At 71.8% G+C, this 23390-nt stretch carries 26 protein-coding genes; 22 read left to right on the top strand and 4 right to left on the bottom strand.

Features of this window, described 5'->3' with window-relative positions:
- Nucleotides 1–266 precede the first annotated feature (266 nt).
- The 6 genes from ACZ4O3_RS36090 (at nucleotide 267) to ACZ4O3_RS36065 (ending at nucleotide 4554) form a co-directional block, all read left to right on the top strand.
- A complete protein-coding gene (locus ACZ4O3_RS36090) occupies nucleotides 267–968 on the top strand; it encodes a hypothetical protein (RefSeq protein ID WP_467726391.1) in 702 nt (233 codons plus the stop codon).
- 185 nt (nucleotides 969–1153) lie between these two features.
- Entirely contained in the window at nucleotides 1154–1444 is a 291-nt protein-coding gene (locus ACZ4O3_RS36085) for an RING finger protein (RefSeq protein WP_467726389.1), read from the top strand.
- A gap of 144 nt (nucleotides 1445–1588) precedes the next feature.
- Entirely contained in the window at nucleotides 1589–2089 is a 501-nt protein-coding gene (locus ACZ4O3_RS36080) for a DUF5949 family protein (protein ID WP_467726387.1), read from the top strand.
- Complete coding sequence (locus ACZ4O3_RS36075) at nucleotides 2089–2673, top strand: vitamin K epoxide reductase family protein (RefSeq protein ID WP_467726386.1); 585 nt, start codon at nucleotides 2089–2091, stop codon at nucleotides 2671–2673. Before ACZ4O3_RS36080 ends, ACZ4O3_RS36075 begins: the two co-directional genes overlap by 1 nt.
- 599 nt (nucleotides 2674–3272) lie before the next feature.
- Nucleotides 3273–3752, top strand: coding sequence for a tyrosinase family oxidase copper chaperone (locus tag ACZ4O3_RS36070; RefSeq protein ID WP_467726384.1), 480 nt, complete (start codon nucleotides 3273–3275; stop codon nucleotides 3750–3752).
- Nucleotides 3736–4554, top strand: coding sequence for a tyrosinase family protein (locus ACZ4O3_RS36065; protein ID WP_467726383.1), 819 nt, complete (start codon nucleotides 3736–3738; stop codon nucleotides 4552–4554). The genes ACZ4O3_RS36070 and ACZ4O3_RS36065 overlap by 17 nt, the downstream gene beginning before the upstream one ends.
- A 99-nt stretch (nucleotides 4555–4653) precedes the next feature.
- On the opposite strand, the gene ACZ4O3_RS36060 is transcribed toward ACZ4O3_RS36065, so the two are convergent.
- From ACZ4O3_RS36060 to ACZ4O3_RS36050, 3 genes are all read right to left on the bottom strand, one after another.
- Complete coding sequence (locus ACZ4O3_RS36060; RefSeq protein ID WP_385001953.1) at nucleotides 4654–4902, bottom strand: chaplin; 249 nt, start codon at nucleotides 4900–4902, stop codon at nucleotides 4654–4656.
- Between the two features lie 246 nt (nucleotides 4903–5148).
- Nucleotides 5149–6078: an NAD-dependent epimerase/dehydratase family protein gene (locus ACZ4O3_RS36055; RefSeq protein ID WP_467726382.1), complete on the bottom strand. Its 930-nt coding sequence runs from the start codon at nucleotides 6076–6078 to the stop codon at nucleotides 5149–5151.
- 27 nt (nucleotides 6079–6105) lie between these two features.
- Nucleotides 6106–7068 (bottom strand): ScbA/BarX family gamma-butyrolactone biosynthesis protein, encoded by a 963-nt coding sequence (locus tag ACZ4O3_RS36050; RefSeq protein ID WP_467726380.1) that lies wholly within the window; start codon nucleotides 7066–7068, stop codon nucleotides 6106–6108.
- Nucleotides 7069–7530: 462 nt separating this feature from the next.
- Here ACZ4O3_RS36050 and ACZ4O3_RS36045 point away from each other — a divergent pair, with 462 nt between their 5' ends.
- Nucleotides 7531–8388, top strand: coding sequence for a response regulator transcription factor (locus tag ACZ4O3_RS36045; protein ID WP_467726378.1), 858 nt, complete (start codon nucleotides 7531–7533; stop codon nucleotides 8386–8388).
- Between the two features lie 115 nt (nucleotides 8389–8503).
- A complete protein-coding gene (locus ACZ4O3_RS36040; RefSeq protein WP_467726376.1) occupies nucleotides 8504–9112 on the top strand; it encodes a ScbR family autoregulator-binding transcription factor in 609 nt (202 codons plus the stop codon).
- An 83-nt stretch (nucleotides 9113–9195) separates the two neighbouring features.
- Here ACZ4O3_RS36040 and ACZ4O3_RS36035 read toward each other — a convergent pair whose 3' ends face one another.
- Nucleotides 9196–9777 (bottom strand): TetR family transcriptional regulator, encoded by a 582-nt coding sequence (locus tag ACZ4O3_RS36035; RefSeq protein ID WP_467726375.1) that lies wholly within the window; start codon nucleotides 9775–9777, stop codon nucleotides 9196–9198.
- Nucleotides 9778–10177: 400 nt separating this feature from the next.
- On the opposite strand from ACZ4O3_RS36035, the gene ACZ4O3_RS36030 reads away from it, so the two are divergent.
- The 14 genes from ACZ4O3_RS36030 to ACZ4O3_RS35965 form a co-directional block, all read left to right on the top strand.
- The gene (locus ACZ4O3_RS36030; RefSeq protein ID WP_362724318.1) at nucleotides 10178–10801 is read left to right on the top strand and encodes an OvmZ protein; all 624 of its coding nucleotides are present in this window, start codon (nucleotides 10178–10180) and stop codon (nucleotides 10799–10801) included.
- Entirely contained in the window at nucleotides 10798–11004 is a 207-nt protein-coding gene (locus tag ACZ4O3_RS36025) for a hypothetical protein (protein ID WP_362724315.1), read from the top strand. Before ACZ4O3_RS36030 ends, ACZ4O3_RS36025 begins: the two co-directional genes overlap by 4 nt.
- A 365-nt stretch (nucleotides 11005–11369) precedes the next feature.
- Nucleotides 11370–11741, top strand: a complete 372-nt coding sequence (locus tag ACZ4O3_RS36020; RefSeq protein ID WP_362724313.1) for a dehydrogenase — start codon at nucleotides 11370–11372, stop codon at nucleotides 11739–11741.
- On the top strand, nucleotides 11738–12751 hold the full coding sequence (locus ACZ4O3_RS36015; RefSeq protein WP_467726373.1) for an ester cyclase: 1014 nt from the start codon (nucleotides 11738–11740) through the stop codon (nucleotides 12749–12751). The genes ACZ4O3_RS36020 and ACZ4O3_RS36015 overlap by 4 nt, the downstream gene beginning before the upstream one ends.
- A gap of 100 nt (nucleotides 12752–12851) precedes the next feature.
- Nucleotides 12852–13262 carry a nitroreductase family deazaflavin-dependent oxidoreductase gene (locus tag ACZ4O3_RS36010; protein WP_467726372.1) on the top strand — a complete coding sequence of 137 codons (411 nt, stop codon included), beginning with the start codon at nucleotides 12852–12854 and terminating at the stop codon, nucleotides 13260–13262.
- Nucleotides 13259–13852 (top strand): NADPH-dependent FMN reductase, encoded by a 594-nt coding sequence (locus tag ACZ4O3_RS36005; RefSeq protein WP_467726371.1) that lies wholly within the window; start codon nucleotides 13259–13261, stop codon nucleotides 13850–13852. Before ACZ4O3_RS36010 ends, ACZ4O3_RS36005 begins: the two co-directional genes overlap by 4 nt.
- A gap of 190 nt (nucleotides 13853–14042) precedes the next feature.
- Entirely contained in the window at nucleotides 14043–15350 is a 1308-nt protein-coding gene (locus ACZ4O3_RS36000) for a cation:proton antiporter (protein WP_362730635.1), read from the top strand.
- A gap of 151 nt (nucleotides 15351–15501) precedes the next feature.
- On the top strand, nucleotides 15502–16161 hold the full coding sequence (locus ACZ4O3_RS35995; RefSeq protein WP_362730638.1) for a hemerythrin domain-containing protein: 660 nt from the start codon (nucleotides 15502–15504) through the stop codon (nucleotides 16159–16161).
- Nucleotides 16162–16222: 61 nt separating this feature from the next.
- Nucleotides 16223–17695 carry an MFS transporter gene (locus ACZ4O3_RS35990; protein WP_467726369.1) on the top strand — a complete coding sequence of 491 codons (1473 nt, stop codon included), beginning with the start codon at nucleotides 16223–16225 and terminating at the stop codon, nucleotides 17693–17695.
- Between the two features lie 90 nt (nucleotides 17696–17785).
- Nucleotides 17786–18826, top strand: a complete 1041-nt coding sequence (locus tag ACZ4O3_RS35985; protein WP_467726367.1) for a methyltransferase — start codon at nucleotides 17786–17788, stop codon at nucleotides 18824–18826.
- Between the two features lie 133 nt (nucleotides 18827–18959).
- The gene (locus ACZ4O3_RS35980; RefSeq protein ID WP_362728129.1) at nucleotides 18960–19880 is read left to right on the top strand and encodes a MarR family transcriptional regulator; all 921 of its coding nucleotides are present in this window, start codon (nucleotides 18960–18962) and stop codon (nucleotides 19878–19880) included.
- Nucleotides 19881–20111: 231 nt separating this feature from the next.
- Complete coding sequence (locus tag ACZ4O3_RS35975) at nucleotides 20112–21827, top strand: NAD(P)/FAD-dependent oxidoreductase (RefSeq protein ID WP_362728131.1); 1716 nt, start codon at nucleotides 20112–20114, stop codon at nucleotides 21825–21827.
- Between the two features lie 44 nt (nucleotides 21828–21871).
- Nucleotides 21872–22447, top strand: a complete 576-nt coding sequence (locus ACZ4O3_RS35970; RefSeq protein ID WP_362728133.1) for a flavin reductase family protein — start codon at nucleotides 21872–21874, stop codon at nucleotides 22445–22447.
- A 1-nt stretch (nucleotide 22448) separates the two neighbouring features.
- On the top strand, nucleotides 22449–23390 hold a 942-nt coding region (locus ACZ4O3_RS35965), incomplete at its 3' end, for an acetyl-CoA carboxylase biotin carboxylase subunit (RefSeq protein WP_467726364.1).

Here is a 23390-nt window from a genome sequence, read left to right as displayed (position 1 = left end):
CCGCCCGCGCACCCCGCGGGCGGACGGCCGGTCCGTGTGTCCGGGGGGTGCCCGGGGCCGGCTGACCCGCGCACCCCGCCCGGGAGTCCCTCGAACGGCCGGAGCCGGGGCGGGTGTGGCGAGGAGGCCTCGACGGGGCACCTCATCAGCCACGACGGCGGCCGGGCGGAAGGCGCTCGGTGACGGTGGGCGGTCGAGCGGTTGCAGGCCGGCACGGGTGATTCCACGGTGAGCAGCAAGTCCGACGCACATCGAAAGGAACACCCATGCGTGCTCTGCCCGCACGGCGTCTCGCGTCCACCGCACTCTGCGCTCTTCTTCTGGCCGGGACCACCGGCCCGGCGGCCGTCGCCGCAGGCTCGGCCCACGAGCGCACCCACGCGAAGTCCCAGGCCCCCGTCCCCGGGGCCGACGCACTGCTCGCCCAGGTCGAGTCGCTGGGCAACCTCGGGACCGTGCTCAAGCCGGTCACCGACCTGCTCGACACCGTGCTCGCGGCGGACGACGGCCAGCTCACCCCCGACCAGGCCACCCAGCTCGGCGACGCCGTGAAGGCGGCCATCGCCCAGGTCACGGCGGCGGCCCCGGCCCCCGCGCCGGCGGTCCCCGGCACCCCCGCCCCGCCCTCGGTGCCCGCCCTGCCGTCGGCCGCGCAGAGCACCCCCGCCGTGCCGGCCGCGTTCCCCGCGCCGGCCGCAGCCCAGGCCAAGGGACTCGGGGACACCCCCGGGGCCAAGGACCTGGCAGGCGACGCGCTGACCGCCCTGCAGACCGCGGTCGACAACCTTCTCAAGGCCGCCACCTCCGGTGACGCCGGCCAGGTGGTGCCGACCGCCACCGCCGTCGCCACCGGTCTGGTCAACCTGCTCGTCGCGATCCTGCTCGGCGGCGGCCTGCCCGACCTGCCGAGCCTGCCCACCGCGCCCAGCCCGCCGTCGACCCCGTCGCTCCCGGTACCCACCGGCTGACCGCGCGCGGTGGGGCCCGCCCGGCCGGGCAGTCCTCGGCCACCCGGCCCCTCGGGATCTCATATGTCTTCCGAGCACGGGGTTTCCGGCCCGTCGGGGCGTCGTTAGGCACGGCGTCAGAATGTCCCCTGGTGGCTTCCGTTGCGTGGCTCGCGCCGCCGTAGGTCGCCGAAGAAAGGAACACGATGAAGTCTCTGAAGGCTGCCGCTGTCGTCGCCGGTTCCGTGGCCCTCGCCGGCTTCGCCGCGCCCGCGTTCGCCTCCGACAACGCCGACCTGACGCCCGCCAGCCTCAACAGCGCCGTGGACACGATCACCAGGAGCCCGCTGACCCTGGACCAGGCGGTGCCGCTGAAGCACCAGTCGGACGCCCTCGACACCGAGAACAAGCGCTCCGTGCTCAACAAGGTCAAGAAGACGACCGCCGCCGTCAACCAGCACAACCCGCTGCTCGGTGGTCTGCCGCTGCAGAGCTGAGGCCGGGCCGGGCGGTGCCGGGCGGGGACCGATCCGGGGGACGCCGTAGCGGCGTCCCTCGTTCGTGTGGCCGCGCCGCCGGCTGTCCGCCGGTCGGGTGAGCGCACGCCCGCCCGCCGCGCGACCCGCCGATAGGGTCGCGCGGTGACCTCAACCCCAAGCGAAACCCGCCCCTTCCGACCCGCCGACCTCGGCACGGTCGCCGTGCTCGCCTGGAGCGGCGAGGCCCCCGACGGCAGTGACATGCCCTATCTGCTGGCCTACTCCCTCGGCGACGCGGCGGGCGGCACGGCGGCCACCTCGGCCGCCGTCGAGGCGCTGCTGGAGAACAACGGACTGCCGGTCGGCGGCGACCTCGTCGACGGCACCGCCCGGCCCAGCCTGCCCGTCACCCTGCTGGTCCAGTCCGGCACGGCCGTCCTCAACCTGGCCCCGCTCAACGCCCAGTGCGCGGCGCCCGAGGAATGGCTGGCGGCCGTCGCGGAACGCGGTTACGCCTACCTGGTGTTCACCACCCGGCCCTGGCCCCAGGGCGAGCCCGGCAAGCCCGTCGACGCGGCGGCGCTCAGGGACTTCGCCGGGGCCGAGGAGACCCTGACGGCCGCCGCGCACATCGTGCTGCCCGCCCGCAGCCTGCGCGGCTGATGCCGCGAACCGCAGCCGCCGGCCGGGGGTTCGCGCTGCTCACGGCGGTCGCGGGGGCGGCGGGGCTGCTGGCCTCCTGGGTCATCACCCTCGACAAGTTCAAACTGCTGGAGAACCCGCGCTTCGTCCCCGGGTGCAGCCTGAACCCGGTGGTGTCCTGCGGCAGTGTGATGAAGAGCGACCAGGCCGCGGCGTTCGGGTTCCCCAACCCGATGCTCGGCCTGGCCGCCTACGCCGTCGTGATCTGCGTCGGCATGAGCCTGCTGGCCGGCGCCCGCTTCCCCGCCTGGTACTGGCTGACCTTCGACGCCGGGTGCCTCTTCGGCGTCGGCTTCGTGTCCTGGCTGCAGTTCGAGTCGCTGTACCGGATCAACGCGCTGTGCCTGTGGTGCTGTCTGGCCTGGGTCGCCACCATCCTCCTGTTCTGGTACGTCACCTCCTTCGCCGTACGTCATCGGTTCCTGCCCGCGCCCGGATGGCTGCGGGAATTCCTCGGTGAATTCACCTGGGTGCTTCCGCTGCTGCACATCGGGGTCGTCGGCATGCTGATCCTGACCCGGTGGTGGGACTTCTGGACGAGCTGATGAGTGAACAGCCGACTAATGCGGCACCCGGGCGGACAGTGAACTGATGCCGCTTTCCAGCTCGTTACGGACCTCGCTGGAATCCCGCTCCTGGAAGGGCCCGTACCCGACATGAAGGCGACCACCCGAGGAACCCTTGGCGCCGTCGTCACGGGCGCCGCGGTCGCCGTGGGCGCCGCCGCGAGAACCCGACGGTACCCGCCCCCGTGCCGCTGGACGGCGTCGAGAAGTCCCTCCGCACGGAGGTGCCCAGGATCGGCATGGAGGTGCCGCTGCTGATCCCCGGCGTCCCGGGGGACCGCGCTTCACCGAGGGCCGGACCCCGGGCACCTCGGCATGCCGTCCCCGCAACTGCCCGACGCCGGCGTGCTCGCCCCGGCCCTGCAGACGGTCGTCGGCGGCGACCTGGGCGCGGGCCCCGGGCGCTGATCCGCCGGCGAGGCAGCCGCATCGACGGCTCGCGGCTGCCCGGTGAGGCGGGGCGGCACCGGTCGTCGGCCGTGCCGGTCGTGCGTCGGACGGCGGGGGGCGGTGACCGGGTGGCCCCTCGGACGGTTACCGGTACCGACAGCGATCGGTGAACCGTACGAGGAGTGAGCATGGTCGTCGGAGTAGGCGGGGTCGCGGTGGGCGCGGAGCCGGACAGGGCCGGGGCGGGCGGACCGACACGGCGCGAGGTGGCCCGGGGACTGTTCGCCGCCGGGGCGGCCCTGGCGCTCGCCCCGGTCGTCGCCGCGTCCAGCCCGGTGCCTCAGGAGGACGCGCCGGTGGGCAGGTCCTTCGACGAGACCTACCGGGGCCGCCGTATCCACGGTGTCCTGGTGCCGGTGGTGGGCCGGGCCGACGACGAGAGCGAGTGGCAGGTCACCGTGGCCGGCCGGCCGCTGCATCTGATGCGGCGGGCCGACGGCACCTGGCTGAGCATGGTCGACCACCACAGCTCGTACCCGACCCCGCTGGCGGCGGCCAGGGCGGCCGTGGACGAGATCGGGCCCGGGCAGCGGCTGCGCGACCTGGCCCCTGGACCGATGGGCGGGGGGCCTCAGCACATGGGGGGCGGCCATGGCGTACGTGCGTAAGGACGTCGGCAGGCTGACCGCCGGCGAGCGCAAACGGCTCGTCGACGCCTTCCCCGAAGTCAAACGGCGGGGTGAGTACGACGAGTTCGTGCGCACGCGCATCGACCACTACACCGCCGGCGGCGAGCGAGGGCCGAGCACCGCCCACATGGCGCCGTCCTTCCTGCCCTGGCACCGCCGGTTCCTGCTGGAACGGGAGCGCGCCCTGCGCCGCGTGGACGGCTCGGTGACCGTGCCGTACTGGGACTGGACCAAGGACCGTACGGCCTCCTCCGTCCCCTGGACGAGGGACCTGCTCGGCGGGAACGGCCGGGCACTGGACCATCAAGGAGGGCGTCACCGACGGCGAGTTCCTGACCCGGGACCTGGGCCGGCCCCGCGCCCCGATCGTGCTGCCCACCAAGGCCCAGCTCGCCCAGGCACTGGACGACCCGGTGTACGACGTCGCCCCGTGGGACTCGACCGTCAGCCGGGGATTCCGCAACAAGCTGGAGGGCTGGGGGCCGGCAGCGGCAGCACGCCCTGGCGCAACCACAACCGTGTGCACCGCTGGGTGGGCGGGGCGATGCTCGGCGGCGCCTTCGTCAACGACCCCGCCTGCTGGCTCCACCACGCCTTCGTCGACCTGCAGTGGGAGCGCCGCCAGGCCCGGCACCGGGGACAGCGCTACCTGCCGGCCGGGGCGCCCCGCCGCGGCGACCCGCAGTACCGGCGGGTCGCCGCCCGCGGCGAGAAGCCGCCGCCGTGGAACGTCACTCCCGCGTCGCTGGAGGACCTGAGCCGGATCCACCTGTACGCCTGAGCCGCCGGACACGGCAGGAGCCCCGGCACCCAGGGTGCCGGGGCTCCTGCCGTGTCCGGCGGCTCAGTTGCCGTAGCCGCCGCCCTCGTTGTCGGCGGCCTAGAGGTGGCCCTCGTTGGCGCACGCGTTGCCGAACGCCGGGTTCAGCAGACCGATGACGTCGATGGTGTTGCCGCACACGTTCACCGGGATGTTGACCGGGACCTGGATGACGTTGCCGGACAGCACGCCGGGCGAGCCGACGGCCTCGCCGTTGGCACCCGCGTCGGCCAGGGCCAGGCCGGCCCCGCCGATCACCACAGCACCGGTGCCCAGGGCGACGACGGCGGCCTTCGCGATGCGAGACATCACGTTCTCCTTCTTGTTGCTCGGGGAGTGCGGCGGCAGGACAAGCCGCCGCACTCCCCGTTCAACGCCACGACCTGCGGCTGGTCACGCCGATCACCCAACGGTCACTCCAAACGCCCGGGTCGGCGCGGTCGTCGTACCCGCGGGCCCGCCAGGAAGGGCCGGATGTTCCGCACCGTCCGGTCGCGCCACGTCGTGCGGTTGGCGTAGACGACACGGTCGCCGGCGCGCACCGGGGGGCCGGCGTCAGACCCCCGCCAGTGTCGACCGGTACCAGCGTTCCGCACGGCGGAAGCAGCTCGCGAAACCCGCGGCCGGCGCCTCGCCGAGGTCCGACCAGAGCGCGTCCGCCTCGAAGAAGTGGTCCGTGGTCAGGATGTCGAGGGTGCCCGGCGGGACACCCTTGGCCGTGAGGATCGCCTTGGCCCCCTCGACGGTGAGGTTGTCGTGCGGCCAGGCGATCCCGGCGCACTCGGCGACGGCCCGCAGCGCGCTGTCCACGGTGACCGGCACGGGATGCGCCGCGTGATAGACCCGCGAGGTCAGTGCCGTGTCGGGGGCGAGCGCCGTGGCCACCAGCAGCCGGGCCAGGTCCGGCGCGGTGATCACCGACGCCCGAGCCGGCCAGCCGGCCACCACACCCGGCAGGGCGCGCAGCAGCCGGGCCAGGCTGGGCCCGACCCACAGGTCCCCTTCGCCGAAGATCAGATGGGGGCGGATCACCACACCGCCGGCGGCGAGGACCGCGTCCTCGGCCTCCGCGCGGGTGCGGGAGGTGACGGAGCCCGGGTTGCGCGTGAGTTCCTCGGGACGGGAACCGCGGAAGGTGCCGCGGCCGTAGACGGAGGCGGTGCTGAGCTGGACGATCCGGCGTACCCCCGCGCGCCGGGCCTCGGTGACCAGCGCCGCCGTTCCGCGAGCGTTGACGGCCTCGTTGGCGGCCGCGCTGCCGCCGATCTGCGAGGCGCAGTGCAGCAGGACGTCCACGCCGTCGCAGACCCCGCGCAGCGAGCCGGGGTCGGTCAGGTCCGCGGAGACGGTCCGCGTCCCGGAGCAGGCCCCGGGCGCGGACCTGCGGTGGGTCATGAGCCTGAGCTCGGCGCGTCGCAGCCGCGCCTCGTGCGTCACATGCGCGCCGACGAATCCGGACGCGCCGGTGATGAGGATGGTGGGCACGGGGACTCTCCCGGAAGGCGGTCGGGGTCAGCGGACACGTGGCCGCAGGACGAGTTCGGCCGTGAAGACCGTCTCCTGCCGCTGGCTGCCGCGCACCCGTACCAGCAGGTCGCCCGTGCTGCCGTACGGCTCGGGGTCGGCCGTGATCCAGCAGGGCGCGTCGAGTTCGGCGTACCGCAGGAACTCGCTGCGCATGCCGAGCAGGAGGGCACCGGGGGCTCTGGTGCGGGCGTGCGCGGCCTGCCGGGCGGCCTCCAGGAGGAACATGCCGGGTATGTGGTCCACGGGGTGGTCGAAGTAGGTCGGGTGCGCGGTGTCGACCCGCAGTTCCCATCGGTCACGGGTGCCCGGCGCGGGCTCGCCGAGGACGACGTGCCGGGGGCCGGCGTGGCCCACGGCGGCCGGGTCGAGGGCCGGTGGCGGGGTGCGGCCGGTGGTGGGGCGCTCCCCGCGCATCCGCCGGTACACGTCCGGGCTCATGCAGCGGAACGCGGCCGAGGCGGTGGCCCGGGCGCCGTTCTCGCGTACCACCGTGACGTCGTACCGCATCTCCCGCAGCCGGCCCGCGCGGCGGACGACGTCGCGGCAGACCGTGTGCATCTGGACATCGGTGGGGACCGCGTCCGCGACGAGCAGCTCCGATTGTGTGGTCACGGACATGTCAGACATGAGGAACTGGTGGCCGAACGGCACGTCGAACTCGGCGTGGGCGAGCAGGGAGCCGATCTGGCGGACGGACTCGATCAGCAGCATGGGGTCCTGGTAGCCCCGGTCGGGGGCGAACAGGGCGTGGCAGCGCGGCCATTGGGCCCGGACGACGAAACGGGCGTCGTCCCCGCGGCCGTCGGCGGCGGTGGACTCGTCGGGATCCCAGCCGGTGAGGAGGACCTCGGAGACGGCCGCGCGGTGGACGTACTCACGTGGCACGGTGGTGGTCAGTGCGGGGAGCAGGGGCTTGTGGGCCAGGGTCCGGTCGGTGAGGTGCGGCATGTGCAGCGCTCCTGTGTCGGTGTGACGGGGAGGGGGCAACAAGCCGTACGCCGGCTGTCACCCCCCGTGGCCGACGTTCTAGCCACAAGATACAGACAGGTCGGTCCGGTTCTGCAAGAGGCAAGCCAATTTCTTGGGGGAGTCGGGAAATCCGGTGGGCCGCCTCCTCCGCAACATCTGACCGTTATATCCGAATTGCATCCGTGAAACGTACAACCTTGTATGATTCATCAGTGAGGCGTGGTCCTTGGTCACGTCCCTCTTCGGATCTCCTGAGTGGAGTCTCGCCTCCCACTTGTCCGGTAATCCGGCGAAATCGCAGCTCATCGCGGCGTGAGTGATGCGGGGCGATGGCGCCGCGCCGCGCCACCTTGGCAGTTGACAATCAGACAAGTCTGTTTGGTACGGTCTGGTCGTGAACCCGCAGTCCGAGAAGACGTGGATGTGCCTCAGGGGGAACAGATGAACCGCCAGTACGCGGATCTCGTGGCGCCGTCGGCACGGCGTCACCGCTCGCACGGCCCGCTCGTCCCGCTCGCCCCGGGGGATCACCCGGCCCGCCCGGTCCCCGCGCAGGGCGCGCCCCGGGCGCAGGGTCTGAACATCCTGGTCGTGGAGAACGATCCACGGGCCGCCGACACCCTCCGGCAGGGCCTGGTCCGGCACGGGTACGCCACCCACGGCGCGACCACCGGCGCGCAGGCGCTGCGCGGGCACCGCGAGGCCGACCTGGTGCTGCTCGATCTGGATCTGCCCGACCTGGACGGTCTTGAGGTGTGCCGGGGCATCCGGGCGGTCAGTGACCTGCCGATCATCTCCGTCACCGCGCGCGGTTCGGAGCTCGACTGCGTGCTCTGCCTGCAGGCCGGCTCGGACGACTACCTCGCCAAGCCGTACGGGTTCCGGGAGCTGCTGGCCCGGATGGAGGCGGTGCTGCGGCGGGCGCAGGTGGGACCGGCCGCGCCCGCGCCCGCCGGCCGGGTCCTCACCCACGGGCCGCTGCGCATCGACCCGGGCGCCCGCGCGGCCACCCTCGACGGACGGCCGCTGGACCTGACCCGCAAGGAGTTCGACCTCCTCCACCTGCTGGCCACGCAGCCCGGCACGGTGATCCCGCGCCGCCAGATCATGGCCCAGGTGTGGGACGACGCGTGGTCCCCGCGTGGCCGCACGGTCGACACCCATGTCGGCACGCTGCGCGCCAAACTGGGTTCCAGTGCCTGGATCGTCACCGTCCGCGGGGTCGGTTTCCGGATCGGCTCGCCCTGGCGCCCGGACGCGCCCGGACACGTTCCCCGAGGTCATGCCCCGTTCCGGTGACCACCCCGGAACCGCTTTCTGACAACTCCCGCCGCGGTACTGACCGTGGGCCGCGGATGCGGCTTACGATACAGACAAGTCTGTTGAATTCAGCGGGAGAGCGTAGGGATCTGGCATGGCTCAGCAAGAACGCGGCAAGCGATCACGGCGGTCGATCCTGGAAGCGGCGGCCCAGGTCTTCGACGAGCGGGGCTACGACGCCGCCAGTACCAACGAGATCCTGGCGCGCACCGGACTCACCCGCGGTTCCCTCTACCATCACTTCCCCTCCAAGGAAGCCATCGCGATGGCGCTGGTGCAGGCGCACGCCGAGGCCCTGGAGGTGCCCGACCGGCCGGTCAGGCTGCAGTCGGTGATCGACCTGACCCTGGAGTTCGCCCGGCGCCTCCAGCACGACGCGGTGCTGCGCGCGAGCGTGCGGCTGACCATAGAGCAGACGTCGTTCGACTGCCCGCCGCAGACCACCTACGAACAGTCCATGGACACCGTCCTGACGCTGCTCCAGGAGGCCGAGAAGGGGGACGAGATCCTGCCCGGGGTGGATGTGCGCGAGGCCACCTCGCTCATCGTCGGCTCCTTCACCGGCCTGCAGATCATGTCCCAGGCCTACTCCGGCCGCGCCGACCTGCCCGAACGCACCAGCGTCTTCTGGAAGTTCCTGCTGCCGGGGCTTGCCACCCCCGGTCTGGTCGGGCGGCTGCGCACCACGCCACCGACGGACTGACCGGCCCTGCCGGCCGGTTCCCGGTCCGCCCGCGCTTGCGCGCGGCGGCCCGGTGGCGGCCGCGCGGGCCGGGCCGGCGGCCGTCAGATCCGGCGTTCCCCGCCCCGGTTGGGGCGGTCGCGGTCGAACAGCGGGCGCAGCAGCCGCCACAGCCGCTGGGTGATGTCGCCGTCCCACCAGCTCGGGTCGGTGTGCCCCAGGGTCTCGATGCCCGCGGCCATCACCACGGCCAGGTCCGCGAGGTCCTCGGCCGGTCCCTCGGCCTCCTTGTGCGCCTCGGTGACCCGCTCGCGGACCGTGGCCAGCAGGTCGTCGCGGAGACTCGGCGGCCCGGCCGAGCCGTCCGCGGCCAGCTGCATGCCGGCCCGGACGATCTTCTCGGTACGCATGGCCTCGCCGAGCGCGAACAGAAAGCGCTTCGGCGCCTCCGCCGCCGAACCCGAGAACGCCTCGTCGGTCAGCGCCTCGACCCGCTGCCGGGCCTCCTCGTACACGGCGGCGGTCAGCGCCGTGGTGGAGGAGAAGTGGTGGTAGAGCGCCCCCCGGCTGACCCCGGCCCGGCGGCAGATGTTGACCAGCCCCGCGTCGGACAGCCGGCCGTCCGCGATGAGCTCGGCGGTGGCGTGGAGGAGAGCCTGACGCGTCTGTTCGGATCGCGCCTGCATCAGGTCGCACCCGCCTTCCCTGCCCACGGCGTGCCCGGTGCGCGCACCCTGCCACGGACACCGATGTCAATGATGGTGAGAATCATACAACCATGCCTGTTTCCTGACAGGACACCGGTCGGGCCCTACCTCTGCATGATCTCCACAGAATCCGAACGTCCCTGGCAGCCAGGGTGGTTGTCCGGAAACATGCGCGTCGGGCGAAGCTCCGAGGTGATCCTCAATCAGACAGGTCTGTTTGTAACAGTGATCATATCCGGCCACTTGACACGGGTTTGACACTCCGCTGACAGAGCTGCGGAGGATTGTGGGAACCCTGAACCGCCGTGCGTTGAAGGGCTCCGCGGGCCCCGTGAGACTGGTGGCAGTTCCGCAAGGACCAAGGATTCGGGGGATCCGAATGGAAGAGTTCGAGCGACTCACGGACGAGCATCCGAGCCGCGACTGCAGACGGCGCTGCGGCCGGATCTGCGGCCGCTGCCTGGACCGGATCGACGGCGCCCTGGGTACCCTCCTCGACCTGTACCGGGAGAGCGACCAGGCGCTGGCCCCCGGCGGGCCGGTACTGCGCGAGCGGGTGAGCGGCAGTCGCGCCACCGTCGGCATCGTGCTCGACGAACGGGCCCTGGCGCTGCGTACCCGGACCGCCGAGGTGATGGCGCTGTGGGCGCGGCTCGTCGTGGACGAGCGCACCGGCATCCGGCCCGCCGACCGCGGGGTGGGCGCGCTGGTGCGGTTCCTGCGCCGGCAGCTGTCCTGGCTCGCCGGGCACCCGGCGGGCCCGGACTTCGACGAGGAGCTCGCCGAACTGCTCGGCGAACTCCGCGCACTGCTCGGCCCCGGCCCGGCTCGCCGGCTCGCACTCGGCCCGTGCACCCGGCCGGAGTGCGGCGGAACGCTCTACGGCGTACTGCCGGCGGACGGAGGCGACCGGGTGCCGAACCATGTCGCCTGCGACGACGGCCACGCGCTGCCGCCGCGCCAGTGGCTGCTGGTCGCGGACCGGATGCGGGAGGCGGCATGAGCGAGCCGGCACGGCCGGGGGGCGGGGCGGCGAGACCGCGCCGGGTGCCGACGGAACTGGCGGCCCTCGCGATGGGAGTCACCCAGGCGACCATCCGCAAATGGGCCAGCCGCGGGAAGATCACCCGGCACGGCGGCCCGCGCCGTGCGGAGTACGACCTCGACGAACTCTTCGCACTGGCCCGCAGGGGCGAGGCCGAATAATTGGCGCGAGCCCCTGTAGCGGCAGTGAATTCGAGTAAGTCTCCGCTGTCGCGCGGAATTCACCGACCATCACCCGCAAGAAGCCGGATCCGTGCGGGGATCCGGCGCGAAGCAGCCCCCGCGGCCATCCCCCTGCCGCGGGGGCTGCTTAGGCTGTCTGACCATCAACTCGCTTAGCAATAACGGAAGTTGACGCATCCGAACAGAGGTGTCACACTCTTTGCGGCGCCCCTATGTCCTGACGGCGGTGGCGCTTCACCCGGACTCCTTCTGGCGGGTCCGTGGCTTTCTTCTCCACATCCGTGTCCCGTTCGGGGCGCGGATTTTTTGTTTCTCTCCCACCCCGACTTGAGGATGTGTGGTCGATGCCTGTTTCCACCTGGACACCCGTAGGTCAATGGACGGGTACGGTCACCCACGACGGTGAGGTGGACCAGTACACCGTCGATTTCGCCCCGGACGGCTCGCTCTCGGTCACCACGCAGAAGAGCACCGGCACCGGCGCCTGGACCGTCACCGGCGACGACTCCGTGGAGTTCTCCCTGCGCGAGGACTTCAACCTCGACGTCACCCAGATCAGCCCCAACGGCCATCGGGCCGCGTACATACAGATCGACATCACCGCGCGGCACGAGGACGGTGCGCTCACCGGCGAGGGCAAGGCCGTCGTGCACGGCCCCGACGACGTCGTGATCTACGCGACGGACGCCCGGACCGAAGCGCGCCGGGTGTCATGACGGCCGAGACCGCCCGGCTCACCGACGTGCTGAGCCTGCGGGACCTGGCCGGGCGGTATCTGGCCGGTCTCGACGAGGGCGGCTTCGACGAGACCTGGGCGCGGTCCCTGTTCACCGAGGACATCGAGATGACGTTCCCGGTGGGCAGCCACCAGGGCCTGGCCGGGGTGGCCGGCTTCACCACCGAGATCATGGCGCGCTGGGGCCGGACCCACCACCACGGCTCGGAGAGCCAGGTGGAGGTGGACGGCGACACCGCCCGGCTCAGCTGGAGCCTGATCGCCTCCCATGTGCACCACGGCTCACCGCTTCCCCCGGACCCCACCCGGTACTTCCAGCTCGGCGGCCGTTTCACCGGCACCGCCCGGCGCACCCCCGACGGCTGGCGTTTCGACCGGCTTCGGCTGCGGATCGTGTGGACCACCGGCGCCGTGCCCAGGGGAGTGACCCAGGTCGACCGGAAGACCCTCGACACCCGGGGCAACACGGCCGATCCCGCCACGTCAGCAACGTCAGCCACTTCAGCAGAGGAGAACCCGCCCATGCCCACCACGCTCACCGCGGACCAGCAGAAGGAACTGATCGAGAAGGTCTTCCACGAGGGCCTGGACCTGGGCGACCTGTCGGCCGCCGACCGCTACCTCACCGCCGACTTCCGCAACAACGGCAGCCACGACGACTCCATGCGCGGCCCGGAGGCGTTCAAGCACACCATCAGGATCCAGCAGTCCGCGTTCAGCGGGATCAAGTACGAGATCCTCGACTTCATCTCGATGGGCGACAAGGCCGCCATCCGCTGGGTCATGCACGGCAGGCACACCGGCCCCTTCATCGGCATCAAGCCGACCGGCCTCCAGGTGCAGCACCAGGCGATCATCTGGTTCCGCTTCGAGGGCGACAAGATCGCCGAGCGCTGGGGCATCGTCGACAACTTCTCCCTGCAGAAGTTCCTCCAGTCCGGCGGCAAGCCGGTCGGCCCGCTGACCCCGGCGGGCAAGCCCGCGGCCTGAGCCGCGCCCGGCCGTGCGGCCCGGCCCCCGCTGACGGCGGTGGGGGCCGGACCGCACCGCCACGGAACCGAAGTGCCCGACGGAGCAGAGGACTCGAGACATGCCGATAGACAGGAAAGTCGCCCGCTTCAACCGGCGGTTCGCCAACCATCTCGTCGGGCCGCTGTTCAGCCGCCTGCCAGGGTTCGGGAAGGTCCACCACCGCGGCCGAAAGTCCGGCCGGGAGTTCGCCACCCCGGTGAAACTCTTCCGGCGCGGCGCGGACATCGTCATCACGCTGCCGTACGGACCCGGCTCCGACTGGGTCAAGAACGTGCTGGCGGCGGGCGGCTGCGAGATCACCACGCGGGGGCGCCGCATCCAGGTGGGCAACCCGGTGGTCTTCAGCGACGACGGTACGACGAAGATGCCCGCCCTGACCCGGCGGATCCTCTCCCGGGTCGAGGCCACCGAGTTCATCGCGCTGACCCCGGTCCCGGCACCCGCGCAGACGCCGGCGGGCCGGACATGACCGCCGTCGGCCGGGTCTCCCGCCCGCTGCGGGTGGCGCTGCTGGTCGGCTCGGCCCGTGACGGGCGGCTCGCGCCCGACGTCGCCGGCTGGTTCGCGCGGGTGACCGCGCGCCGGGACGACCTCGTCCTGGACGTCGTCGACGTCGCCGGTCACCTGCTGCCGGCGAGCCTCGACGCGGACGACCCCCGGGCGGCGGCGCTGCGGCCCCGGCTGGCCGGGGCGGAGGCGTACGTGGTCGTCGTACCGGAGTACAACCGCAGCATCCCCGGACCGCTGAAGACACTCATCGACAGCTTCCAGACGGAGTGGGAGGCCAAGCCGGTCGGCTTCGTCGGCTACGGGCTCGGCATGGCCGGCGGGGTGCGGGCGATCGAGCATCTGCGGCAGATCTTCGCGGAGTTCCACTGCGTGGGGATGAAGGACGTGGTGACGTTCCCGCGGGTGCTGGAGCACTACGACGCGGACGGCAACTTCCCGGCGGAGCCGGAGGGGGCCGAGGCCGCGGCCAAGCTGATGATCGACCAACTGCTGTGGTGGGCGACCGCGTTGCGCGAGGCCAAGTCGCTCCGCCCGTACAACGTCCCGTAAGGGGCGCGGGGAAGTGCGCGACCAGCCACAGCCGGTCCGCGGACGGTCGGCCACAGGTCCCGGCACCTGCCGCGCAGCGCAGCGCCGCGCACGGTCCGCGGCCGTCCGAGGCGCCGCCGTGGCCTGTCGCGCAGTTCCCCGCGCCCCCGAAGGGGCCCTTCAGCCGACCCCCTTCCGACAGGAGAACGCGATGGCAGCCACTGCCGCTCCCGATCCGCTCACCCCTCTACTCGTCGCCGTGCCCGTCGTGATCCTCGCCTGCCGGGCCGGGGCCCAACTGCTCAAGCGGCTCGGTCAGCCGCCGGTCGTCGGCGAGATCCTCGTAGGCATCCTGCTCGGCCCCTCGCTGCTCGGCTGGCTCTGGCCCGACGCGCAGGGCTGGCTGTTCCCCGCGTCGGCACTGCCCTACATCGGCGTGCTCGGGAACATCGGGCTGCTGGTGTTCATGTTCCTCGTCGGGCTGGAACTCGACCTCAAGTCCCTGCGCGGCAACAGCAGGACCGCCGTCGCCGTCTCGCAGGCCGGGATCGCGCTGCCCCTGGGGCTCGGCGTGCTGCTGGCACTCGGCATGTACGGCGGGTTCGCCCCCGACGGCGTCGGAAAGCTGCCCTTCGTGCTGTTCATCGCCGTGTCGATGAGCATCACCGCGTTCCCGGTGCTGGCGCGCATCCTGACCGACCGGGGCCTGTACCGGACCCGGGTCGGCGTGCTCGCGATGGCCAGCGCGGCGGTCGACGACGTCACCGCCTGGTGCCTGCTGGCCGCGGTCGTCGCCGTGACGAAGAGCGGCTCGCCCACCGACGCGCTGGTCACCGCGGGTTACGCGGTCGGCTTCGCCGCGGTGATGCTCGTGGTCGTACGGCCGCTGCTCGCCCGGTGGGCCGCACGGGCCGAGCGGCGCCACGCCGACGGGGTCGTGCTGGTCGTGCTGTTCGGTGGGCTGAGCCTGTCCGCGTACGCCACCGACCGGATCGGTGTGCACGCGCTGTTCGGCGCCTTCCTGTTCGGCGTGATCGCCCCGCGCGGCAGCCGGCGGATCGAGGTCGCCGCGGCCCGGATGCGGTCCTTCGCCGTACCGGTGCTGCTGCCGCTGTTCTTCGTCAGCACCGGGCTCAAGACCGATGTGGGACTGCTCGGCGGCAGCGTCACCCAGTGGCTGTGGGCGGGCGCGGTGCTCGCCGTCGCCGTGGTCGGCAAGTGGGGCGGCGGCACGCTCGCGGCCCGGCTCTCCGGCCGGGACTGGCGGGACTCCATGTCGCTGGGCGCGCTGATGAACTGCCGCGGCCTGACCGAGCTGATCGTGCTCAACATCGGGCTGGGCCTCGGCGTCATCGGCCCCGAGCTGTTCACCGTCCTGGTGCTGATGGCCCTGGTCACCACCGCCATGACCACCCCCGCGCTGACCCGCATCCGCAAGGGGGCCGAGGAGGAGCTGGGCCAGGAACCGACCGGAATCGGCCAGGAAGAACCCGCCCTGCATCCCGCGAGCACCGGCTGACCTGCGCTTTCGGGCGGGGTCGCGGCGTCGGCCTCATTCCCTCGCATAGTTCAAGCCCTGATGGTTGGAGCATTGCTAGTTGGAAGCTTGATAGATAAGCGGGTTGACGATACTCTCGCCGTACGACGCCACAGCAGTGAGGGAGTAAGTGATGGGCCAGGAATTCAAGAACCTCGACATGACGATGATGTTCGCGATCCACGACGCACTGCGACGCGAACTGGAGCGGATCGCCCGGATCACCGCGCGGGTCGACGAGGACCCCCGGCACGTGCTGGGCACCGCGGTCGGCTGGGAGCTGTTCAAGAAGTTCCTGACCGTCCACCACACCTCAGAGGACGACATGGTCTGGCCGGTCATGGAGGCGGTGCTGGCCGGCAAGGACGCCGAACTGGCCCTGCTCGCCGACATGGAGGCCGAGCACGGGGTCATAGACCCGCTGCTCGCCGACATCGACGCGGCCCTCGCCGACCGCGACTCGGGTCTGGAGCGCCTGACCGGCCTGACCGACGCCCTGTACACCAAGCTCGGCGGTCACCTCGACCACGAGGAGCGGGACGCCCTGGCGCTGATGGACATCACGCTCTCCCAGGAGCAGTGGCAGGCCTTCAGCGCCGAGCAGCGCACCCGGATCGGCGACGACTCCTCCCGTTACCTGCCCTGGCTGCTCGACGACATCGATGCCGTCAAGGTCGCGAACATCATCGGCAAGATGCCCGAACCGCTCCGCAACGCCTACGAGAACGACTGGCGCAAGGCGTACGAGGACCTCGACATCTGGACCCCCAAGACCCCCTCCGCCACCCGCTGAACGGATCCCGAGGGTTCCGCTCGACACCCCCCCAACCCTGAGACAGACACGGAGACATCCCATGTCGCTGCAAGACCGCACTCAGGCCGTCCCCAAGGCCGCGGCTCCGCCGCAGCAGGGCGGCAAACTCGGCCTCGCGTTACTCGTGATCGCCGCGGCCCAGCTCATGCTCGTCCTCGACAACACGATCGTCGCCGTCGCGCTGCCGAGCATGCAGGGCGCCCTGGGGCTGAGCGAGTCCAGCCTCGGCTGGATCGTCACCGCCTACGCGCTCGCCTTCGGCGGCCTGCTGCTGGCCGGCGGCCGCGCCGGCGACCTCTTCGGCCGGCGCCGGGTCTTCCGCACCGGCCTGATCCTGTTCACCGCCGCCTCGCTGCTCGGCGGCCTGGCCCAGAGCGGCGAGCTGCTGATCGCGGCCCGGGTGATCCAGGGCGCGGGCGCCGCGATCGCCGCCCCCACCGCCCTGTCCCTGCTCGCCACCACCTTCCCCGCGGGCCCCGCCCGCAACAAGGCGCTCGGCGTCTACGGCGCGATGGGCGGCCTCGGCTCGGTCGTGGGTCTGCTGCTCGGCGGCGCGCTCACCGAGTACCTCAGCTGGCGCTGGGTGATGTTCGTGAACATCCCGATCGCCCTGGCCGTCCTGCTCGGCACCGGCGTCCTCGTCGAGGGCGAGCGCGAGCGCGGCAAGGTCGACGTGCCCGGCGCGCTCACCGCGACCCTCGGCTTCGGCTCGCTCGTCTACGCCATCAACCGCGCCGGCGACAAGGGATTCGGTGACGGCGTCACCCTGATCGGCCTCGGTGCCGCACTCGTCCTGATCGTCGCCTTCGTCGCCATCCAGCGCTCCAGCCGCGCGCCGATGATCCCGAGCGGCGTGCTGGCCGACAAGGGCCGGGTCGGCGCCAACCTGATCATGTTCCTGGTCGGCGCGGGCATGCTCGCCACCTTCTACTTCCTGACCCTCTACATGCAGATCGTCAAGGGCTACGCCCCGATGGTCACCGGCGTCGCCTACCTGCCCTTCGCCCTCGGCATGGGCATCGCGGCCGGCGGTCTCGGCCCGCAGCTCCTCGCCAAGATGCCCGAGCGCAGCGTCGTCGCCCTCGGTCTGCTGATCGGCGTCGCGGGCATGGTCTGGTTCAGCTTCATCGCGCCCGGCCAGAACCCGTGGGCGGCCCTGCTGCCGGCCCAGCTGGTCGCCGGTCTCGGCCTCGGCATGGTCTTCGTGGCCGTCACCATCGTCAGCGTCCGCGGGGTCGCCCCGCAGGCCACCGGCGCGGCCTCCGGCCTGGTCAACACCGCCCAGCAGATCGGCGGCGCCATCGGCCTGGCCGCGCTGGCGGCGGCGGCCACCGCCATCACCAACCACGAGCTGCCGGGCAGCGTCCCGCACGCCCTGACCACCGGCTACTCGTACGGGTTCCTGTTCGGCGGCGGCCTGTACCTGCTGGCCCTGATCGTGGCCCTGATCACGCTGCCGGCCACGGCCCCCCAGCACCACCAGGACGGCGAGCCCGCTCCCGCCGCCCTGTGACCCGCCCCGGCGGCCCCGCCCTGTCCACCCGGGCGGGGCCGCCGGCACCCCTGTGCGACTTCTCCCCCCGACGACCACCAGGAGGCTGACATGACCGACCGGAGCGAAGTCCGGGGAGAGCCGCGTCCGCTCGCCCTGTGGGAGCTGGCCGACCTGGTCACCCCCATGGCCGTGCGGGTGGCCGCCACCTACCGCGTCGCCGACCACATCGCGGCCGGCACGGCCACCGCCGTCGGCATCGCCCAGGCCGAGCGGCTGCACGCCGAGTCCCTCGACCGGGTGCTGCGCCACCTCGTCACCGTCGGCGTCCTCACCCGCGCCCGGGACGGCGAGGCCTACGGACTGACCGGTCTGGGCGAGCAGTTGCGCTCCGGCCACCCCGGTGCCCAGGTCCGGCTGATCGACACCGAGGGCGCGATCGGCCGCGGTGACCTCAGCCTGGTGGACCTGCCGTACACCGTGCGCACCGGCGAGCCCGCCTACCCGGCCCGCTACCAGATCGCCTTCTGGGACGACCTGGACACCGACCACGCGCTCGCCGAGTCCTTCGACGCGGTGATGGCCGACAACCTGGCCCGTGACGTCCCCTCGATCGCCGCCGCCTACGACTGGTCCGCGCGCGGCCACGTCTACGACGTCGGCGGCGGCAGCGGAGTGCTGCTCGCCGGTCTGCTCGCCGCCCACCCGACGCTGCGCGGCACGGTCGTCGACCTGCCCGGCACGGCGGCCCGGGCCGCGGAGCGCTTCCGGGCCGCCGGTCTGGCCGGCCGCGCCGACGCCGTCCCCGGCAGCTTCTTCGAGGAGCTGCCCGCGGGCGGCGGCGCGTACGTGCTCTCCTCCGTCCTGCACGACTGGACCGACAAGGAGGCCCTGCAGATCCTGCGGCGCTGCGCCGACGCCGTCGCCGACGACGGACGCGTGCTCGTCGTGGAGGAGACCGGCGACGGCACCGGGACCGGCATGGACCTGCGGATGATGGCCTACTTCGCCGGCGTCGAACGCTCCCTGGACGAACTGGAGCGGCTCGCCGCGCAGGCCGGTCTGGCGGTGGCCGGGGTGCACCGGGCGAGCGGCCAGGCCTCCGCCGTCCGCTCCTTGATCGAACTGGTGCGCGACGATCGAGCACTCTGACCCGTCCGTGGCCACCCCACCGCCCCGGGCCTCGCCGGGGCGGTGCAGCGGGCCGAACGGTGTGCGAGCCGGTGCATATACTCGGGAAGGAGGTGCTGTCTTGCGGAGTTCAGGCGATGCGGAGCGTGGTCCGGTGACCCGGACCGAGGAGACCGCGGAGGTTCCCGGAGTCCTCTCGGACGCGCTGACCGGCTTCATCGGCTATCTCCTGCGCCGGGTCTACGCGCAGTTCGCCGCCAGCGGCGACGGCGGTGACAGCGACTCCCGCGACTTCCTGGTCCTGGACGCGCTCACCGGCCACGACTGGGAGTCCCAGCTGGACCTCGCGGAGCGGCTCGGCATCAACCGCACCATCATGGTCGGCGTCATCGACCGCCTGGAGGAGCGCGACGAGGTGCGCCGCACCCGCAACCCCGACAACCGGCGCCAGTACGTGCTCTCCCTGACCGACCGGGGCCGGGAGGCCGTGGAGGCCAGGCGGCGGGCGGTCGCCGAGCGGGACGCCCGGCTCACCGCCGTACTGACGTCCGAGGAGACCGCACGGCTCGACGACCTGCTCGCCCGGCTGCTGCCGCAGTCCGCGCAGCCGCTCGTGCAGGGCACCGAATACCTGGTCGCGCAGGCTCATCACCGGCTGCGCAAGCACGGCGACGACAAACTGGCCGGCACCGGGCTCAGGGTGCGCCACTACGGGCCGCTGTCCGCCCTCGACGTCCTCGGGCCGATCTCCCAGCAGCGGCTCGCCGAGCTGCTCGCCATCACCGGGCCCGCCGCCTCCCAACTGGTCGACGAACTCGTCAAGCTGGGTCTGGTACGCCGCGGCCGCGACCCGCACGACCGCCGCCGCTACGCCCTCGAAGTGACCGGACTGGGCCGCGAGCAGCTCGCCGTGGTGACCGGCGCCGTCGCGGAACTCGCCGGGGACGTCTCCGCCATGCTCGGCCCCGGCGGCGAGGAGGAGCTGCGCGAGCTGCTGCTGAAACTCCTCGCCCCGACCCATTCCGGAGCCGCTTTCTCCGGGAATCCCAAGTCATCTGTTTCCGCCAGGGGTTGACCCTCTGGCCAAAGGCTGTCACGCTTTATCCAGCGGCTTCCCCGTGCCTTTTTCCAGCCCTTTCAAAGGCCCTTTCCAGGCTCTTCTCTCCCGGCTCCTCGTAACGTTCCAGGCTCTTCGCGGCGCCCTTCCGAAGCTTTCCGGAAGGGCCTCGAGGGGCCTTTTTTCATGCGGATCTACCGCCCTCGCGGATTTCCCGTTGCGCACCGCCCCTCGACGAAGGAGACAGTCATGGTCGCGCAGAAGACCGACGGCTCGCCCGAACCGGCGCGCATACCCGAGGACATGACCTACGACGTCATCATCCTCGGCTCGGGCCTCGCCGGCTCCGTCACCGGCACCATCCTGGCCAAGCACGGCGCCAAGGTGCTGCTGGTCGACGCGGCCGCCCACCCGCGCTTCGCCATCGGCGAGTCCATGACCCCGCAGCTCGTGGAGTGGATCCACATCCTCTCCGAGCGCCACGACATCCCCGAGCTGAAGAGCCTGTCCAGTGTGCAGGCCTCCACCCGTGACATCGGCCCGACCTTCGGCACCAAGGCGCACTTCGGATTCATGAAGCACGAGGTCGGAAAAGAACCCGACCCCCGTGAGGCCACCCAGCTCGCCCTGCCGAAGATATTCCACCAGAACAGCCACATGTTCCGGCAGGACAGCGACGCCTTCATGTTCCACGTGGCCATCAAATACGGCTGCACCCCGCGGCAGAACTGGCGCGCCAACGAAGTCGACTTCGACGACGACGGTGTCACCGTCACCGGAAAGAGCGCGGCCCCGGGCGCCGGGAGCGAGCGGTACCGGGCCAGGTACCTGGTGGACGCCTCCGGCTTCCGCTCGCCGCTCGCCGACAAGTTCGACCTGCGCGACAAGCCCACCGCCCGCTTCAAGCACCACTCCCGCTCGATGTTCACGCACTACGTCGGCATCAAGCGGTTCGACGACGTCAGCGGCCACCCGCAGGACCTGCGCCCGCCGGCCGACTGGCACACCGGCACCATGCACCACCTGATCGAGCGCGGCTGGTTCTGGATCATCCCGTTCGACAACCACCCCGACTCCCGCAACCCGCTGTGCAGCATCGGCCTGACCATGGACGAGCGCACCTACCCCAAGCCCAAGGACCTCACCCCGGAGCAGGAGTTCCAGCTCTTCCTCGACAAGTACCCCGCGGTCAAGCGCCAGTTCGACGGCGCCACCCGGGTCCGCGAGTGGATCTCCACCGACCGCCTCCAGTACTCCTCGAAGCAGACCATCGGCGACCGCTGGTGCCTGATGTCGCACGCGGCCGGCTTCCTGGACCCGCTCTTCTCCCGCGGCCTGTCCAACACCATGGAGGTCGTCGACGCCCTGACCTCCCGGCTGATCCCCGCCCTGAAGGACGGCGACTTCTCCGCCGAGCGCTTCGCCTACGTCGAGCAGGTCGAGCAGGGGCTGCTCCAGTACAACGACGACCTGGTCAACAGCTCCTTCATCGCCTTCTCCCACTTCCGGCTGTGGAACGCGGTCTTCCGGGTCTGGGGCTCCTTCATCACCCCCGGCACCATGCGGCTCACCCGGGCCCGCCTCAAGCACTTCAAGGACCGCGACGTCCGGCACTTCGACGAGCTGGAGCAGGTGCCGTACCCGGGCCTGTGGTGGCCGCAGAGCGACTCCTTCAAGAAGATCCTGGAGGCCACCGCCGAGACCTGCGAGAAGTACGAGGCGGGCGCGCTCAGCGGCGACGAGGCCGCCGACATCGTCTTCGGGCTGCTCAAGGAGTCCCCGATCGTCAACCCGGTCTTCGGCTGGAAGGACGAGGAGCGGCGCTTCATCTACCCGTCCGTGACGACGATGGCCCGCTTCCTGTACTGGGCCTCGGTCCAGGCCCCGCCCGAGATGAACAGCGTCGGCCGCGAGTTCCTGCTCGGCATCCTCAAGGCCGGGGCGAAGGTCCGCAAGCTTCTCTGACCCGCGCGGCACCCCCTCGACCCACACCCCAGAAAGGGATGCGCATGTCCGCAGCAGCGCGGTCGCTGACCCGCGCCCAGGAGACCCGGACCGCCGAGCAGACCCGGCTCGTCGAGCCGATGAGTCTGCGCCGCGTGTGCGGCCTGTTCACGACCGGCGTCACGGTCATCACCACCGGACCCGACGGCGACGCGGACGGCACCACCGTCAACTCGTTCACCTCGGTCTCGCTGGAGCCCCCGCTGGTGCTGTTCTGTCTGCACCAGCAGTCCCGGCTGCACACGCTCCTGGAGCAGAGCGGCGGGTTCACCGTCAACTTCCTCTCCGGGCGCCAGCAGCCGCTGGCCCGGCACTTCGCCGGCCGCCGGTCCACCGCCTTCGAGGGCGTCCCGCACCACTTCACCGAGGACGGGCTGCCCGTGCTCAGCGAGGCCCTCGCCTACCTGACCTGCACCACGGTCGACATCCACACGGCCGGCGACCACGACATCGTCATCGGCGAGGTGGTGGACCTCGGCGTGCCCGAGCACGGCCAGGAACCGCTGGTCTTCTTCGACGGCTCGCTCGGCCCGCTGCAGTCCGGCACGGACCGCTTCCACCACACCGAACAGGCGTCCTGACATGCGCCGGGTGCTCATCGCCAACCGTGGCGAGATAGCCGTGCGTGTCGCCCGGGCCTGCCGGGACGCGGGGATCGCGAGCGTCGCCGTGTACGCGGACCCCGACCGGGACGCCCTGCACGTCCGGGTCGCCGACGCGGCCTACGCCCTGGGTGGTGACACCCCGGCCACCAGTTACCTGGACATCGGCAAGGTGCTGCGGGCGGCCCGGGAGACCGGCGCGGACGCCGTCCATCCGGGCTACGGGTTCCTCTCCGAGAACGCGGAGTTCGCCCAGGCGGTCCTGGACGCGGGTCTGACCTGGATCGGTCCGCCGCCGCAGGCCATCCGCGACCTCGGCGACAAGGTCGCCGCCCGGCACATCGCCCAGCGCGCCGGCGCCCCGCTGGTCGCCGGCACCCCGGACCCGGTCTCGGGTGCCGACGAGGTCGTCGCGTTCGCGGAGGAGCACGGCCTGCCGATCGCCATCAAGGCCGCGTTCGGCGGCGGCGGACGCGGGCTGAAGGTCGCCCGGACGCTGGAGGAGGTGCCGGAGCTCTATGAGTCGGCGGTGCGGGAGGCGGTGGCCGCCTTCGGGCGCGGCGAATGTTTCGTGGAGCGCTACCTGGACCGGCCGCGGCACGTGGAGACGCAGTGCCTGGCCGACAAGCACGGCAACGTGGTCGTCGTGTCCACGCGTGACTGTTCGCTGCAGCGCCGCCACCAGAAACTGGTGGAGGAGGCGCCGGCGCCGTTCCTGACGGCGGAACAGACGGCCGAGCTGTACCGCGCCTCGAAGGCGATCCTGCGGGAGGCCGGTTACGTCGGTGCGGGGACCTGCGAGTTCCTGGTCGGCCAGGACGGCACGGTCTCCTTCCTGGAGGTCAACACCCGCCTCCAGGTCGAGCACCCGGTGACCGAGGAGGTCGCCGGCATCGACCTGGTGCGCGAGATGTTCCGGATC

The organism is Streptomyces sp. NPDC026515 (assembly GCF_055567595.1).
Note: the sequence above shows the minus strand (reverse complement) of the source record. Positions and strands in the feature narration are given on the sequence as shown.